Annotated in this window: 15 protein-coding genes; 3 read left to right on the top strand and 12 right to left on the bottom strand. The window is 58.1% G+C overall.

Annotated elements, in window-relative coordinates; genetic code table 11:
* Positions 1-63 precede the first annotated feature (63 nt).
* A complete protein-coding gene (locus ACO0LO_RS27015; protein ID WP_422969302.1) occupies positions 64-342 on the bottom strand; it encodes a hypothetical protein in 279 nt (92 codons plus the stop codon).
* A gap of 79 nt (positions 343-421) precedes the next feature.
* Positions 422-1,009: a flavin reductase family protein gene (locus tag ACO0LO_RS27010; RefSeq protein ID WP_422969300.1), complete on the bottom strand. Its 588-nt coding sequence runs from the start codon at positions 1,007-1,009 to the stop codon at positions 422-424.
* Between the two features lie 276 nt (positions 1,010-1,285).
* Here ACO0LO_RS27010 and ACO0LO_RS27005 point away from each other — a divergent pair, with 276 nt between their 5' ends.
* A complete protein-coding gene (locus ACO0LO_RS27005; protein ID WP_422969298.1) occupies positions 1,286-1,450 on the top strand; it encodes a hypothetical protein in 165 nt (54 codons plus the stop codon).
* A gap of 167 nt (positions 1,451-1,617) precedes the next feature.
* On the opposite strand, the gene ACO0LO_RS27000 is transcribed toward ACO0LO_RS27005, so the two are convergent.
* Together ACO0LO_RS27000 and ACO0LO_RS26995 are read right to left on the bottom strand one after the other, a co-directional pair.
* On the bottom strand, positions 1,618-2,004 hold the full coding sequence (locus ACO0LO_RS27000) for a VOC family protein (protein WP_422969296.1): 387 nt from the start codon (positions 2,002-2,004) through the stop codon (positions 1,618-1,620).
* A 189-nt stretch (positions 2,005-2,193) separates the two neighbouring features.
* Positions 2,194-2,616, bottom strand: a complete 423-nt coding sequence (locus tag ACO0LO_RS26995; protein WP_422969294.1) for a hypothetical protein — start codon at positions 2,614-2,616, stop codon at positions 2,194-2,196.
* Between the two features lie 74 nt (positions 2,617-2,690).
* Here ACO0LO_RS26995 and ACO0LO_RS26990 point away from each other — a divergent pair, with 74 nt between their 5' ends.
* Positions 2,691-3,071, top strand: a complete 381-nt coding sequence (locus tag ACO0LO_RS26990; protein WP_422969293.1) for a MerR family transcriptional regulator — start codon at positions 2,691-2,693, stop codon at positions 3,069-3,071.
* Positions 3,072-3,104: 33 nt separating this feature from the next.
* On the opposite strand, the gene ACO0LO_RS26985 is transcribed toward ACO0LO_RS26990, so the two are convergent.
* The 7 genes from ACO0LO_RS26985 to ACO0LO_RS26955 all read right to left on the bottom strand — a co-directional run bounded on the left by ACO0LO_RS26985 (position 3,105) and on the right by ACO0LO_RS26955 (position 12,241).
* Positions 3,105-4,082, bottom strand: coding sequence for an alpha/beta hydrolase family esterase (locus ACO0LO_RS26985; RefSeq protein ID WP_422969291.1), 978 nt, complete (start codon positions 4,080-4,082; stop codon positions 3,105-3,107).
* Positions 4,083-4,306: 224 nt separating this feature from the next.
* Positions 4,307-4,600, bottom strand: a complete 294-nt coding sequence (locus tag ACO0LO_RS26980; RefSeq protein ID WP_422969289.1) for a hypothetical protein — start codon at positions 4,598-4,600, stop codon at positions 4,307-4,309.
* Between the two features lie 136 nt (positions 4,601-4,736).
* Positions 4,737-5,165 carry a hypothetical protein gene (locus ACO0LO_RS26975; RefSeq protein ID WP_422969287.1) on the bottom strand — a complete coding sequence of 143 codons (429 nt, stop codon included), beginning with the start codon at positions 5,163-5,165 and terminating at the stop codon, positions 4,737-4,739.
* A gap of 86 nt (positions 5,166-5,251) precedes the next feature.
* Complete coding sequence (locus ACO0LO_RS26970; RefSeq protein WP_422969285.1) at positions 5,252-5,509, bottom strand: hypothetical protein; 258 nt, start codon at positions 5,507-5,509, stop codon at positions 5,252-5,254.
* 8 nt (positions 5,510-5,517) lie between these two features.
* On the bottom strand, positions 5,518-5,814 hold the full coding sequence (locus tag ACO0LO_RS26965) for an ArsR/SmtB family transcription factor (protein ID WP_422969283.1): 297 nt from the start codon (positions 5,812-5,814) through the stop codon (positions 5,518-5,520).
* A 347-nt stretch (positions 5,815-6,161) separates the two neighbouring features.
* Entirely contained in the window at positions 6,162-6,863 is a 702-nt protein-coding gene (locus ACO0LO_RS26960) for a PEP-CTERM sorting domain-containing protein (protein WP_422969281.1), read from the bottom strand.
* A gap of 275 nt (positions 6,864-7,138) precedes the next feature.
* A complete protein-coding gene (locus ACO0LO_RS26955) occupies positions 7,139-12,241 on the bottom strand; it encodes a diguanylate cyclase (protein WP_422969279.1) in 5,103 nt (1,700 codons plus the stop codon).
* Positions 12,242-12,512: 271 nt separating this feature from the next.
* Here ACO0LO_RS26955 and ACO0LO_RS26950 point away from each other — a divergent pair, with 271 nt between their 5' ends.
* Positions 12,513-13,439, top strand: coding sequence for a hypothetical protein (locus ACO0LO_RS26950; protein ID WP_422969278.1), 927 nt, complete (start codon positions 12,513-12,515; stop codon positions 13,437-13,439).
* Here ACO0LO_RS26950 and ACO0LO_RS26945 read toward each other — a convergent pair.
* The gene (locus ACO0LO_RS26945; RefSeq protein ID WP_422969276.1) at positions 13,436-14,566 is read right to left on the bottom strand and encodes a Gfo/Idh/MocA family protein; all 1,131 of its coding nucleotides are present in this window, start codon (positions 14,564-14,566) and stop codon (positions 13,436-13,438) included. The genes ACO0LO_RS26950 and ACO0LO_RS26945 overlap by 4 nt on opposite strands.
* Positions 14,567-14,958: the final 392 nt, after the last annotated feature.

Here is a 14,958-nt window from a genome sequence, read left to right as displayed (position 1 = left end):
CAGCCTCTAGCACGTGCCAGTAGTTTCATTCAGCGGGGATTACTTTGACTACCTGCGCTTTGATCAGAGTCGGCGATGCTGGCTAGAACAACTCGCCCGCATATATATTCGAATGCTAACCGCCGCAGCCTGACGGCCCGCTGCATAGTCCTTGACCGCGACTACCAAGGCGTGGACGGCGCAGTCAAGATCATCTGATTGAGCGATGTCGAAGGAAGCGAGCCCTGCCCGTTCGTCGCTACCCTTAATCTCTGCACACAAGGTTTTGGCCAGCACGTCATAGTGGTTGGCGCGCGTCGGGTCGTCGCTGCCGGATTCAACTTGCAGGGTGATCGCCAGCATGTTGCCACCTCCAACGCGCTGATAGTTTTTAACTATCAGTTGGCATGCGGCCTTTCGGCTCGCTCACCTTGATTCCTGATTAATCGCTGGCATCTGTCCGGGCGTTTAAGCCCTCGCCAATCGCGTAGAAGTGGCCGCCGGCGATATAGTGCAGGCTACGCCAATCCGGGCCTGCATGTTCAAAATTCCAATGGCCATTCTGGAAGACGCGGCTATCGGCCCACGCACCAATGACTTGACCGATAAACAGATCATAGGTGTCCTGGATGTGTGGTTCCGGTATCAGCTTGCAGGCAAGCCAGGCCGAACAACCCGCCACCATAGGCACATCATACCCATCAATGCGGAATATGCTTGCTCCCGACCGGGCCAGCTTTTCCGGGTCTTGATGCAGACTTTTGTTGCCCAGTTCGTAGGTCAGTTGCAGCTGCGCTGCGGTCGGCACCTGAATGACCAAGTGGCCGCTCTTTTCGGCCAGTTCGCGTGTCTTGGTGCTTTTGTCCAGCACTACCGTCAGCTTGGACGGAGAAAAGTCCAGTGCGCATGACCACGCTGCCGCCATCGCATTATCGACGCCCTCAAAGCCGGCCGACACCAGCACGGTGGGGCCATGATTGAGCAGGCGGTAGGCCTTTTCCAGCGGCACCGGTAAAATATGGTTATCCATTTTTCCTCCCATAAAAACTCGCAAAGTCCAGGCAAATAGCATTTTTTCGAAAGAATGAAAGCTACAAACGCTGTATATCAGAATTGCTGCGGCATACCATTGACTACGCCTCCTCCCAAATCTCAATCGGCAGAGGGCACTGAGCCTGAATAGCCAAAATCTTCCATCTCCCGTTCTTCCGAGCAGACATCCCGAAGCCGCAAACGGCGTCTGCATCGCGAACAATCAATATACGCTGAACCTGGCTGAGGAGACCTTGGCCGCGGTGACGACGACTTGTTCAGCATAGGCCGGCCGTTCATCGCCAACTCGGACCTGATCCATCGCCTGAGCAACGACGCACCGCCGGCAGAGGCGCCGAAGGAATACTGGTATGGCGGCAACGCCATCGGCTATTCGGATTGGCCAGGCATGAATGGAAAGGTCTGGCTGGGAAACTAGCGCGGCACCTATCAAAGATCGATGCCCCCTTCGTCGATCTTTGAACTTAACAATCAACGTCACCATGAATCCGTACACTCAAACCAGGATGCGCCGGCTGCACTTGGGTAACGCGTTTATGAGGCCCTGGAATCATAGTAGCGTTTGCTAAAAGCCTGCATCGCTATTCACTGGCCTTCCGGCGGCTGCCACAGTTCGACTTTATTGCCATCCGGATCGATGACCCATCCGAACTTGCCGTACTCCGACTCGTCAATCTTGTCTTCCACCCGGCATCCTTCGGCACGCAGTGCTGCCAGCAGGGCGTGGAGATCATGCACCCGGTAATTGATCATGAACGCAGCGGTACTCGGAGAAAAATAATCGGTGTCCTCCTTGAACAGATTCCACGCTGTTGTTCCCGTGCCTGAGGGATTGTCCGGGCCGGCCCATTCGAAAGCGGCGCCACCCCAGTCTTGAACCTTCAGCCCTAGATGGACCCGATACCATTCGGCCAGCCGCTTCGGGTCTGCCGATTTAAAGAACACGCCGCCAATGCCAGTAACACGTTTCATATGGGCTCCTAGAGTATGCGAGGATCGTAAGGACGTTTGCGTGTCATGTACCATGTACCACGGTGCATGTAACGTAACATGAGCGCAGCCCGCTCCGTGTTTGGCACGGGCCGCAACAGCTGCTCAAGCATCCTACTCTCATGTAAAAGCGCGATCAAGGTGCCCGCTCCTTACATACCCGGCACGCGCTCAGGCATTCGTTGCCTTTGCCTGCTGGATAGATACAGGCAGCCACTGAAGCACGCCCCAGGCCATCTCGGGCACGATGAACAGCCAAAGCAAGGGCGCGCCGGTAACGGCCAGCGCCCAGATCATCCACACCGAAAACAGCAGCCGCGCGAAGCCGTCGAAACGGCCAAAGCGCTGCTGCGGGTCGCCAAGGCGTAGCAGCGCCCACATCAGCACCACACTGCCCAGCAGGCAAGCGAACAGCACATGGAAGGGAGCAAACGCCGGCAGCGCAGCGCCGCCCAACCACTGGTTGATGCCATCCAGCTGGGCATGAACGTAGGCAAAACTCCAGGGCGTGGCGAACGGCGCCGTCACGAGCAGGTCGTAGAGGGCGCTGCCGAGGACGATTTTTCGGAAGGTGGTACTTGAGATAAAAGCCATGGAGTCTCCTTGAATGATGACCCATGCTAAAGCATGGAGTACACTCCAAGGTCAAACGATATTTGGGGTTGAGCATGCAAATCGGTGAAATCGCCGTTGCCACTGGGCTAAGCCGCGACACTTTGCGCTTTTACGAGAAGCGCGGCCTGCTGCGTGCCCGCCGCAGCGCCAACGGCTATCGCGACTACCCGCCGGAAGCCGTGGAATGGCTGCGCTACATCCGCCTGGCGCAAACGCTGGGGTTCAGCCTGGCGGAGATAGAGGCCGACCTTCCGCTGCTGGCCGAGCCGGACTCCTCCGGCCCGCAGTTGCGGGCTGCACTCACGCGCAAACTGGCAGACATCGACCAGCGCATTGACGGCCTGCACATGCTGCGCGCCGAGTTGTCACGTCGTCTCGGCGAGGATATGGTGGCATGCCCGCTGCAACAAGCGCACCTGGCTGTGGACGGGTAAGTTATCTTGCATGTCGCCGGCCAGGCAAATAACTCACTGTTGCCGGGCAAAAAACGCCCAGATCATCTCCGGCCCGTTCGGCTCCATCGGTGATGGACCAAGCAGCCGCGGACGCCGCCAGTAAGGCTGTGGGATGCCGTGTCCGCCACCATGAATGGCAACAAACTCGACTTCCGCTTTACCGTCATTGTGCCAGCCCAGGTGCTCGACGCCGTTGCCGTTGGATACCGTATTCTGCATCGTTGCAGGCGCGCCGGCGATCTTGTTGAAGTCGGCAAAATACTGGGCCGATTCGCGCGCCGAGCGGACATTGCCGCCTTTGTAGAACATACCGAGCAGGTTAACCTCACCGCCCTTGAACGGCACCAGCGGATCCTTGGTGCCGTCCATGATCATCACGGAAGTACCGGGGTTTGCGGGCTTGCACTTGAAATTTTCCGGTGCGGGCACATTCGCCGAAACTGCCGCCACTGCGCGGAAGCGGGAAGGCGCCTCCAATGCCAACCGCAGCGACATGAAACCGCCGGCCGAGACGCCGGTTGCAAACACACGGCCGGGCGCAACGCCGGTATCGATGATGAGCTTATCCACCAACGCTGTCAGGAAACCTACATCATCCACCTCGCGCCCCTTCGCACTGAAGTCGCCGACCTTGCTGCAGTCGTTCCAGTCGAAGCTGTAGGAGTCAGGATACACGACTGCAAATCCGTTCTGGTCGGCAAGACGCTCAAAGCCATAACCGGTGCCGGTGCGGATTTCCGCAGCGCCTTCGCCTGAACCGTGCATGACCAGCACCAGCGGTGCACCTTTCGGCAGCCCCTTCGGCACGTAGCTCAGGTAGGTGCGCTTGAGCCCGCCGACCTCTATCGAGCCCTTGCTCAGCGTGCCGGACAGTTGCGGCAGCTCAGGATCGGGTGAATAAATAAAGTAGCCGAACAGCGCACCGCATAGCGCGACAAAACCAAGTAGCGCCAACAGGCAGTAGCCAAGAAAACGCAGCAGCTTCTTCATCGTGCGCACCCGCTTGCAGAATCCAACACGCGCAGCAAGCAAATGGCGGCAGGCATGGAGGCAGCAGCGCCGTCCATTAATTGCCGGGAACTATCGTGGTGAACCACATTGGACCATACAAGCATGACTAACCTCATTAAAATAAACCGTGCAAATCTAGAAAAGCAGCTTTGGCTTATCCGACTTTCTTTTACATTTTTTCGACAACGGTAGGCCGAATCTGACTATCGCTTTAGCAATTGATCGCAATGTGCGCCCACGGATTCGGCGGCCATTGCGCTCTTTTCACCCTTCGCCGCCTGCATGCAAATGGCGAAGGCCTCTTCTTTCGTCTTCGGCTGATCGCTCTGGCTTCTTAGCCTTGTATTTTCTTCCATCAGCATCTGATTTTGCTTGAGCAGATAGTCGACGCGCTCCCGTTCTGACATCGATGCTGTCAAACCCAAACTGTCTTGTGCGGCGCAGGCGCCGGAAACGAAGCCAGCTGCGATCAATAGCGCGGCGATGATGGTTTTCATGGTGACACCTTTCATTTAATGTAATCGGGCATGGCGAACGCCGACAGAAACTGTTCAGTCGCTCGCAAAGGAGTAGCAGATTTGGCAGCGCTGGAATGACGCTAATCGTTCAGCCGATGGGCGTGAACCTTGCCGGCTAGGTGGCGGTGGCGCCTGACGCAGATTTGATCCACCGGTCGCCACGTTGTTGCACATAGCGTGAAAATACATAGTGCCAAGGGATAACGAACGGCACAATGACGACCCACAAAATGTCTGAGACCATCGCAAAGGAAGGATCGTCCAGCTTACCGGCCGACCATAGTGGAGCGGCAACCACGATCAGCCAGGTTGTCTTCCACAGCAATTCCCACAGCAGCACGGGCAGCATCTGCAACGGATAGCGCAGCCCTAGGAGCGACAGAAACCAAAAAGCGGCCAGCATGCACTGCACCACGCCTCCCGACGGCGTCCAAGGGGTGTCGTGGTGGATCACTCCCGGCAGGACGACAATGCCGAGCCCGACGACGACGAGCAGGTACATGCCCCGCAACAAGTAGAGACGAATCAGAGAAACTTCATTCATGGCCTGTGCTCCTTCTATGGTTTTTCTTGCCTGATGAGTGCTTGAAGCGAGCTACCTGCCGACTGTGCGGCTGGCTGCTCCACTTCCTATTCGACTTCCTTCAGAATTTTCTCCAGCCCGTTCAGCCGGGATTGGATATCAGCCAGCGTCGCCCCCAGGGAGGCGATCGCCGCCGCCGTCTCGGCCTGGGCGGTCGCTGCCTTGGCCGCAATTTCTCGATAGGCTTCATCCTGGCCCAGGCGTACCCTGGCCTGCAGAACGGCCGATACATACTTCATGAAAAAGACAATCACCACTGCGGCGGCCGGGAAAAAGAACGCTGCAAAAAAGACACTTTCGGACATATGAGCCTCTACGCTTCAGGGTTGCTGGTCAGGGACTTCGCCGCCTCGGCAATCGCGGCCGGGGTCAGTTCGATGGCAAAGTTGGAAACTTCAAAATAGTTGAGCGCCTTGCCGTCGTGCGACAACTCAAGTTTGCTGATGACGAGACCCGCGCCTTCAAGCTTCTGAAGATGCAGGTGCAGCAAAGGACGGCTGATGCCGATCTCGCGTGCCAGTTGACTGACGTAATTGCGTCCGCCCGTCTCCAGTGCCGCCATGATGCGCAGCCTGTGCGGATTGGCGAGCGCCGCCAGCATCGCCAGCATCTGATCCCCATCAAGTAATAAGTTTTTTGATTTCACGTGTAAACAATATCTGACATGTGACAGGCGGTCAAGCCTATTTTGCAAATAGTTCGGACGGTAACTTCGGACAGTAACAACACCTGGCGCCATTGATTGGGGGGCGGGCGCAAGCGGATTCGAGAGAAAAACCGGGCTGGATAACGTAGCGCCGGACTCGGCCGGTCAGGAACAAGCCGCGCCTAGTCCAGCCTAGCACTGTACGGCAGCACATGCGATCACTTCACGTCATGGGGAAATACGACCCCTCAATGCAAAACGGCCCGGAATTTCATTCCGGGCCGTTTTCAGCAGAAGTGTCTGAAGGTGAATCAGGCCTGGCGGCGACGCGCCACTGCAAACAAGCCGATCAGTGCAATGCCGAACAGGGCCAGTGATGCAGGTTCTGGGACTGCCCGTACAACAATGGAAGTAGAATCTGCAACGATACCCTTGGAATTAACGGCTTGCAGCTGGAAGCTATATTGACCCGCCGTCAACGGATTAAAGTGATAGTTATAGAGCAGTTCGTCCAAGTCAAAGCCCATGTTCATGGAGTTTTGCGCACCAGTGAATAGACCGATGTCGATTGTCTTAAACGATTCACCGCTGGTAGGATCAACGTCCACCAGCAGGCGATAGCTATACTGCGCCAACGCCAAAGCATCACCACCGATGTAAAAATCAATATTCCAAAGCGCCAGTTTCTGGAAAACGGACGACGCGTCATGTTGATCAGCCCCTGCCGCAGAAAAGAAAGTACCATGGCCATCGTTAGTCAGGGCAGGGTCGTTATAGCGCCCAGTAGCTGTCAGCCCCAGTGTTACTGTGCCGAGCCCAATCTCGTGACCAAAAACGGAAACAGTAGGGTTCAAGGTTGATATCGCGACATTGCTGTTCGAAATACCGGTGCCGCCAAATGTAGCCTGCGGCAAGGCGCCAAACTTGTCGTAAGAAGGAATCAGCGTGGCGGAAGCGCTTAGCGAGGCCAGCGCCAGGCAAAGGGAAAACAGGTATTTGATTGAAAGTTTCATGATCTATTTTAGGTATAGGCATTCGAATGCCATTAATAATTAACACGCCGGCTTTGCTGGCATGTCTCTCCCGTACACCATTCCCTACAGCAAATAGTGTACCAGCGGCAAAATAAATGATATTTATCTTTTAAATCAATTACCTACAAACAAAACAAAGACGCGCTGAATAATTGGCGTGCAGAAAATATTAACAATTGTAAAGTTTACCGACATCCCAACGTCATGGTGCCGGGCAGGGTTGAATGCGTTATCGGCCTTTGATCAGCCTGAGGTCAGCCTTGAGTCAGGGCCACGCAGTTACGCCCGTCACGCTTGGCGCGGTAAAGCGCGTCGTCGGCAGTGCGCACCAGGCTTTCCGAATCTCCGCCGCCCCAGCGCGACTCGATGGCAACGCCTACGCTGATGGTGAGCCTGGCGAGCGCAGAACGCTCATGCGGCAGGTTCAGGTCTTCGATGGAACGCCGCATGGCGTCGGCAACCCGCTGGGCCACGACGGCGTCGGTGTTCGGCAAAACGATGGAAAACTCTTCGCCGCCGTAACGCGCTGCCAGGTCACTGGCGCGCCGCGTGCCTTCCTGCAGCACGCGCGCGACGGTCTTCAAGCATTCATCGCCGGCCAGGTGGCCGTAGTAGTCGTTATATTTTTTAAAGTGGTCCACGTCGATCATGATGACGGCCAGCGGCTGCCGGGTGCGCGTGGCCCGCGCCCATTCGCTGCCCAGCACTTCATCGAAATGGCGGCGGTTGGCCAGCCCGGTAAGGCCGTCAGTTGCAGAAAGCGTGGCCAGCCTGCGGTTGGCGTCTTCCAGCTGGGCGGTGCGTTCTGCGACTCGCTGCTCCAGGCTGTCATACAGCCGCGCGTGCGAAATCGAAATCATCGCCTGCGCGCCCAGGATGCGCAGGAACTCGACGCGCTCTGCCGTGAAGGATGCTTCCGCCAGGTTGTTTTCCAGGTATAGCATGCCGCTGACCAGCCCTGCCTGGCGGATAGGCAGGCACATCACCGATCCCGGTTTATGCTCCAGCACATACGGGTCTCCCGAAAAACGCAGCGAACTGGCAATGCGGTCTTCAATCACTTCCGCGCCGGTGCGGGCGGCGTAGCGCAGCATCGACAATGGAAACTGCGGGTCGCTGCCGGCGTCCAGGATCACCATGCGCGACTGCAGTACCGTTACGCTGTCGCCGGCGATATCCGCTTCCAGCCGCCAGACATCGCCGCTGAGCAACAGCAGGCGCGCCACCTGTGCACCGGAATTTTCCTGCACGATGGCGATCAGCCGCTGCAGCACCTTGCGCAGGCCGACTTCATTCGACAAGGCCAGCGAAGCCTTGACGATGGAAGCCAGGTCCAGCGCAGCGTTGACGGATGCGGCAGTGGTCGCCGTGATGATGCTCTCCGTGATCAGCCCCAGGCCTGCGGGCCGTATGCGCGGCGCAGCGTGCCGGGAAGAGGCTGAGGGCCCCAGGATGTTTTCATGCAACGCAGCCAGTTGGGCCGCCTTGCCTTCCGCACCCCACTGGCGGTAATGGGACAGCGCATCGCGCAAAAACACTTCGGCGGCGCGGTGCTGGCCCTGCTCCAGCCAGAATTCGGAGCACAGCTCGCTGCCCAGCGCCTGGATGTTGATATAAGCTGTGTCGCGCGCAGCATCGATGGCTTGCTGGTAGCGGCGCATGGCAAGCGGCACGTCCTGGTGGTAGCGCGCGACTTCAGCCTGCAGCAAAAGATGCCTGGCGGCGAAGTTATGCGGTCCAAATTCTGCCCACGAAGCCAGCTTGTCCTGCAAGGCCTGCAAACGCTCAAGCAATGCAGCGGCATCCGCGCGCTGAGGATTTCGCCGTAGTGCGCGTATCCAGACCATCGCGGCGTAAAAGCTGGCCTCCGGCACTTTTGCCTGGCCGCGCAGCATCTGCGCCACCACGTCCAGCTGGCCGGCCAGCACTTCTGCATCAGCACCATCGAACAAATACGCGTTGCGAATTTTCCCCTGCAAAAAATAAGCCTGGTACAGGCGCGAGCCGGCATAGTCAGCCATGAAACGCTCTTCACTGAAGGCCGCATCGTCATAGCTGCCTTCGCGCACGGTCTGGCCCATCAATGCCTTGATAGGCTGCACCGCACCTGCGACAGTGCAGTCGGCCAGGTTGGCCTGTCCGTTGGCGCGCATCAGCACCACGTCGCGCTCGGTGGCCTGCAGCAAATCCGGCAAGTATTGCCCCAGGATCAGCTTGTCGGTCGCGCGCACAGCGGCAACCACACCCACATTGACGAAGTCGCCGCTGTCCAGCGCATAGCCGAAGGCATCGTCGTACAATGTGCCGGAAATGCTCAGGGGGCGCGACCAGTGGTTGATCAGCGTGGCAAACATTAGGCAGGTCAAAGCGCGGGTCTTCAGGTCAGTGCGGCGGTTCGCCAGTTCAAGCGCCATCGCGCCGAAGCTGTAATCGGGCCTGTCGTTTTGTGCGCGCGTCGCCTTGAAGGATGCATAGCCCACATAGGCTGCCGACGTAAAATCGCTATTTCCCTGCGACAGAGACAGCCGCGCCATCGACAGCAGCATGACCTGGCTCAGCGGCTGCTTGCCGGCGTAATAGGCGGAAACCCAGATGCTTTGCATCATTTGCATGGCAGCAACCGAGTGCGGGTCCTGAAGGTCGCCGGCCGCCAGCAGTTCTTCCGTGCTTTTGCCGGCACGCAGGCTCTCATTGTCGGCCGCGATAGCGTTCACGCTGGCCATCAATGCTGCATCGTCGTCCGGGATATCAATCTGCAATAGCGCCAGCCCCCCTCGCAGCACGGCAATGGCATCCAGCAGCCTCCCTTGCAATTGGTATTGGTGAGCCTGCACGCTGAGACAGCGGATTTTCTGCAAAGGCGCATCGTAACGTGCCAGCACCACAGGATACACCTCCTCCGCAGCATCGAATTCGCCACACAGATAGGCGGTCTCTGCTACGCCTAGCTGCAAGTCCAGAGACAAATCCGGATGCTGCAGCCATGCAGCGTCCGGCAGCAAGGCTGCGCCTATACGCATGTGACGCAGCGCCGCCTGGAACGCCGCCGAGCTGCGCGCTTTCGCGCCCGCCCGCAGGTTCAAGCCGGCCAGCAACAGGCGTTCATCCACATCCGTCATCAGGCCGCACCCTGCATTGAGCTGGTCGGTGATGGCGAACAGCTGCTCCTCCAGCATCTCCGGAGTCGCATGGAGGTAAAGCAGGCGGCCTGTTTTCAGGTGGTTTTCCTGCCGCTGGTTTTCTTCAGCAACTGCATAGGCCGCCTGCTGCACCCGGTCATGCAAAAAACGGTAGCCTATCTGTGCAGCGGGCTCGTCCTCATCCAGGTATTTATAGGCATGGTCCAGCGGGTGAATCAGGCCGGCCTTCAGCGCGGGCCATAGTGTTTGCTGCGCCGCGTACAGGGATTTTTCGCTGACGACGGCCAGTGTTTCCAGGGTGAAGCGGTTGCCGACGGACGCAGCCAGCTGCAGCATGCGCTGGGTGTCTTGCGGCAGGCGCCGGATTTTTTCCAGCATCAGGTCAACCACGTTGTCGGTGTAGTCGGCATTTTCCAGCGGCTGCATATCCCAGCGCCAGCTGTTTTGCCCGAAGTGGTAGCGCAGGTGGCCCGCATCGTGGATCGCATGCAGGAACTGGTTAACGAAAAAGGGATTGCCGCCGGTTTTTTGGTAGCACAGCCGCGTCAACGGTGCGCATTCTGCGACGGAGGCGCGCAAGGTGTCGGCGTTCAGCTGGGCCACGTGAGGCTCGCTCAGCGCAGCCAGCGTCAGCGTCGTCATGCGCACACCTGTTGCATGCAAAGTGTCGCGCAGTGCCATCAGCGGATGGGCGCCGTCCACCTCGTTGTCGCGGTAGGCACCGATAAACAGCATGTAGCGTTCATCCGGCTCGCGCAGGAAAAGCTCTATCATCTTCAGCGTGGGCGCATCCGCCCACTGCAAATCGTCGAGGAAGATCACCAGCGGATGAGACGCGGATGAGAACACCTGGACGAAGCGCTGGAACGCACGGTTCAGCCGGTTTTGCGATTCCACAGGCGGCAATGGCGCCACAGGCTCTGCCGCACCGGTGATCAGTGCAAGTTCAGGTATCAGTTCAATGATGACGCCAAGATTGGCAGCCAGCGCCTCACGCAGCTTGCCCGCCCATTGCTGCACCTGCTCTTCAGGCTCACTCAGCAATTGCCGGATCAGTTCCTGAAACGCCTGGATCAATGAAGCGTATGGCACATGGCGGCGATATTGGTCGAACTTGCCCGACACAAAACAGCCGCGCCGCGCCACGATAGGTTTATGCACCTCATTGATGACAGCCGACTTGCCGATGCCCGAATAGCCGGCCACCAGCAGTATCTCGCCGGGCCCTGCGCTGGCCCGTTCAAACGCCGCCAGCAGCGCCTCAATCTCGCGCTCGCGGCCATACAGCTTTTGCGGAATCAGAAACTTGCCGCTGTGGTCCGACAAACCCGCAGCCAGACTGTGCGCCTGCGCGGGCTCCTGCACCAATTGCCGACATAGTTCAAGGTCTCGTTTTAATCCATGCAGGCTCTGGTAGCGTTGCTCGGCATTCTTTTCCAGCAGGCGCTGCAATACGGACAGCAGCGCCTCCGGCAAGGCGGCCAGCTGCGGCAACGACCAGTCGGGCGCGCGCGCAATATGGCAATGCACCAGTTCCATCGCATCGGTCGCAGCGAACAGCGGCCGCCCTGTCAGCAGCTCATAAAAGGTCGCGCCGACCGCGTAATAATCGGCGCGGTAGTCGATGATGCGGTTCATGCGCCCGGTTTGCTCCGGCGCCATGTAGCGCAGAGTGCCTTCCAGCGTATTCGGATTGTCTATGCGTTGCGCTTCCTGCCCGAGTTCGCAGGCAATGCCGAAATCGATCAGTTGCAGGCGGCGTTGCGCATGGTTCCAGATGATGTTGGAAGGATTGATGTCCTTGTGGATGATGCCGTTGGCGTGGACAACTTCCAGCGCTGCGCACAGCTGCAACGCGATATCGAAGAAATCGTCGAGCGGGAACACGAGTCCGGGCGCGGAATCGCCATTGTGCGGCCAGTGTTCGCGCAGCAACCTGTTCAGTGAATGGCCGCCGATGTCTTCCTGTATCATCGTCCAGCGCCCGGCATCCTGCCGCAGCGCCAGCGGCCGCACCACGCCCGTATGCGCGCAACGCTGCGCTATTGCATGCTCACGCTTGAACTGCGCAATCTCCTGGAAGGAAGGAGATTCCTTGTTGGGAATCTTGACGATGACGGTCGTATTGAATTGTGCAGACGATGCCCGGTAGACCAGCGATCTCTCGCTGGTGTGCAGCCTTTCAATAATATCGTAGTCGTAAGGAGCAGCGCTCACGTTTTCCCCGTTGCAGTGTTAGGGGCACCACGCAATGTGTGCGATTGCGATCTTCGGTTGCGCAGCGGCGCGCGGTCCAAATATGCACAGGTGCCGGGACAGGCTGCTTTAACATATTTAACAATTGCCCTTAGTATACATCGGATACCCCGCCAGCATGCATTCCGCCATGATAAGCGAAGGCTGTTTTCCTTAAGGCCGGCTACGGTAAAATGCCGGAACCGTCGCTCCGCGGCCCCAAGTATCCAGAAGAGACAGATAGCCAGCTGCAATGACAAAAGATCTACTTATTTCTGCCAACAAGCCGCTGCTATCCCAGCAGCCTGCGCCGGTAAGCTCCAGACAGGCCGAACTGACACGGCAGTTTCTGGCGCCGCTATTGGCGGAACTGGAACAGTATCTGCTGGCGGTACGCGCGGAAACCGATGCGGCGCTGGCGCCGCTGCTCAGTAAGGATGCTGAAAGGCCCTACCCGAAAGGCCGCTGCACCGAAATCAGTCTCGATGTGCAGAAGCGCATGCAGCAGCGCCTAAGCCAGCCACAGCATCCGGTGGAGCAGGCGCTTGTCGCCTTCCTGAGAGGGGGCGGCATCATCCGCCATATCTGGGGAGCACTGAGGGAGAGTTATTTCCAGAACGCCTTCCAGTTCGGCGCGCTGTACGTGGACGTGTCCAACGACACCGTGGTCGTCACCAAGCCCAAGGTTGAAATCCTGCCCATGGAAGACAGTGGCCTGCTGGCCATTGCCGACTTGCCGCATTTTGCGCGCGTGGCAGAACGCTATTGGAACACGACGCTGTACGCCAATCATGCGGCACCGTCGCTGGCGCCGGTATTGCCGATGATAGGCTGGACTCCAGGCTCGCCCATGCGCCTGCATTCCGTCAGCGATTACATGATAGACATGATGCGCAGGGACGCATTCAAAGGCGCGCGCGAATGGCTGGCGTCCGCTCCCGTGTTGCCGGATGAAGTCGCTGCACAACTGCGGCAATACGGCAGCGCCCGCGTGCCGATAGTGCAGAGCGATGGCGGCAAGGCAGCGCTGGCCGCCTGTGATAGCGCCGCCCAGGCGGAAGCCCATCTTGATCTTGACTGGCGTGCCGCGCGCATTGCCGATTACTTTGCACTGGTCGCCAACGCCGCAACAGCGCAGGCAGGAGACAGCTCCGCGTTAAGAGCCGGTTCCGCCACCTAAGCCAGCGTGACGCGGGTGCCGGTGCGGTTGGATGTGTCGATATGCGTGATCAGTTCATGCATCTTCAACGCATCCTTGAACGTCGGCGCCAGCGTGCTGCCGTCGCGCACGTCCCTGGCATAAGCCGCATACAGATGCGCCAGCTCCAGCGTACTGCCACCCAGGCTGCTGGCCGGCACCCAATCGTATTCAGCAGGCACCGGTAGTTCCCTGAGCGGCTGCGCATCGCCGCGCGCGCCTTCTATCAGATTGAATGCATCGCCGAAGCTGGTGCTGTTGGATATTTTCAGGTCGCCTTCCGTGCCGGTGATATCAAGCTGGACGCCGAAATTATTGCGCTTGCCTGCCTCCAGATGCACAGACAGCACGGCGCCGTTGGAGAAGGTGCCGCTCAGCACGACCTGGTCGGGGCTGGTATGCGGCTGCGTCTCGCCGGTTTCTATCAGCGTCACTTCCTTGAACTGGTTGACGGTGAGGCCGCTCAAGGTCTCTGGATAGCCGAAATGGGTAAACAGCACGTCAAGGAAATGGCCGCCATAGATCGACAGCAGGCTGGAGAAGTTTGCTTCCGGCACCGTGTAGTACAGCGCGGCGATACGGTGGCGCTGGAAATATTCGACACTGATGTGCAGCCGTATCGAACGCAGTTCGCCTATATAGCCCTGCGCCAGCAGGTCACGCACATAGCGGTAGCCGGGCGCCAGCCGGCGTTGCAGGCCGACGATATGGCGCACGCCGGCCTGGTCGGCCAGCTGCATCAGTTCTTCAGACAACGCGCGGCTCGGCGTCAAGGGCCATTCGCAATACACATCCTTGCCGGCGGCGATGGCGGCGCGTATGCCCTCCTCATGCTGCGGCGCAGGTGTAAGCACCAGCACCAGGTCCACTTCCGGATGCTGCACCAGCGCCTGCAGCGAATTGACTGCATAGCGGATGCCGTGGCGCTGTGCTACCGCATCGGCCTTTTTCTGATCGCGGCTGAACACCGCGGTAATCTCAAACTCCGGCAATAGCTTCAGCGAGGGGATGTGACCGTATTCGGCCCAGGTGCCTGCACCGACAATGCCGACCCGGATTTTGCCCGCTGTATTGCCCGCGAGATTGCGGGCCACGCTTACTGTGTTCATGTTCTCTCCTGATGTGTGATGTAAATGACACGCTGCGTGGAATACCGGTCATCCGGTGATACAGCGCATTCTGTACACACATGGTGAGGCTGTTACAGCTTCAGATAAATGGGCGGAAGTTCCACACATATCGGATATCTTCTTCCGCAATGGGCAGTAACTACCGCGATTTCTGCTTTCAAATTCCGACATATCTGTCGGGCGTTTTTACAAATGTCCTCGCAAGCTCTCCATAAACAGATGCATCAATGCATTTATTTTTTTCAAGCACTTGATTTCAATCAATAAAATTTAACAATCTTGCAATGAGCACGGATGTTGCTTAGTCATGACTGTAGGTAACAACACCAAGTCAAAATCTGATTTCAGATTTCCAAAAAGTAATAATACCC

Source organism: Undibacterium sp. TJN25 (genome assembly GCF_049339885.1).
Lineage (GTDB): Bacteria > Pseudomonadota > Gammaproteobacteria > Burkholderiales > Burkholderiaceae_D > Undibacterium.
This window is presented reverse-complemented; position numbering and strand designations above follow the sequence as displayed.

Excerpts from the sequence above, each read along its gene's own strand:
- ACO0LO_RS26990 (WP_422969293.1), top strand. The coding sequence starts at position 2,691 with ATGCAAATCGGTGAAATCGCCGTTGCCACTGGGCTAAGCCGCGACACT.
- ACO0LO_RS26960 (WP_422969281.1), bottom strand. The coding sequence starts at position 6,863 with ATGAAACTTTCAATCAAATACCTGTTTTCCCTTTGCCTGGCGCTGGCC.
- ACO0LO_RS26965 (WP_422969283.1), bottom strand. The coding sequence starts at position 5,814 with ATGCTGGCGATGCTGGCGGCGCTCGCCAATCCGCACAGGCTGCGCATC.
- ACO0LO_RS26985 (WP_422969291.1), bottom strand. The coding sequence starts at position 4,082 with ATGAAGAAGCTGCTGCGTTTTCTTGGCTACTGCCTGTTGGCGCTACTT.
- ACO0LO_RS26975 (WP_422969287.1), bottom strand. The coding sequence starts at position 5,165 with ATGAATGAAGTTTCTCTGATTCGTCTCTACTTGTTGCGGGGCATGTAC.
- ACO0LO_RS27000 (WP_422969296.1), bottom strand. The coding sequence starts at position 2,004 with ATGAAACGTGTTACTGGCATTGGCGGCGTGTTCTTTAAATCGGCAGAC.
- ACO0LO_RS26950 (WP_422969278.1), top strand. The coding sequence starts at position 12,513 with ATGACAAAAGATCTACTTATTTCTGCCAACAAGCCGCTGCTATCCCAG.
- ACO0LO_RS26945 (WP_422969276.1), bottom strand. The coding sequence starts at position 14,566 with ATGAACACAGTAAGCGTGGCCCGCAATCTCGCGGGCAATACAGCGGGC.
- ACO0LO_RS26970 (WP_422969285.1), bottom strand. The coding sequence starts at position 5,509 with ATGTCCGAAAGTGTCTTTTTTGCAGCGTTCTTTTTCCCGGCCGCCGCA.
- ACO0LO_RS27015 (WP_422969302.1), bottom strand. The coding sequence starts at position 342 with ATGCTGGCGATCACCCTGCAAGTTGAATCCGGCAGCGACGACCCGACG.
- ACO0LO_RS27010 (WP_422969300.1), bottom strand. The coding sequence starts at position 1,009 with ATGGATAACCATATTTTACCGGTGCCGCTGGAAAAGGCCTACCGCCTG.
- ACO0LO_RS26995 (WP_422969294.1), bottom strand. The coding sequence starts at position 2,616 with ATGGCTTTTATCTCAAGTACCACCTTCCGAAAAATCGTCCTCGGCAGC.
- ACO0LO_RS26980 (WP_422969289.1), bottom strand. The coding sequence starts at position 4,600 with ATGAAAACCATCATCGCCGCGCTATTGATCGCAGCTGGCTTCGTTTCC.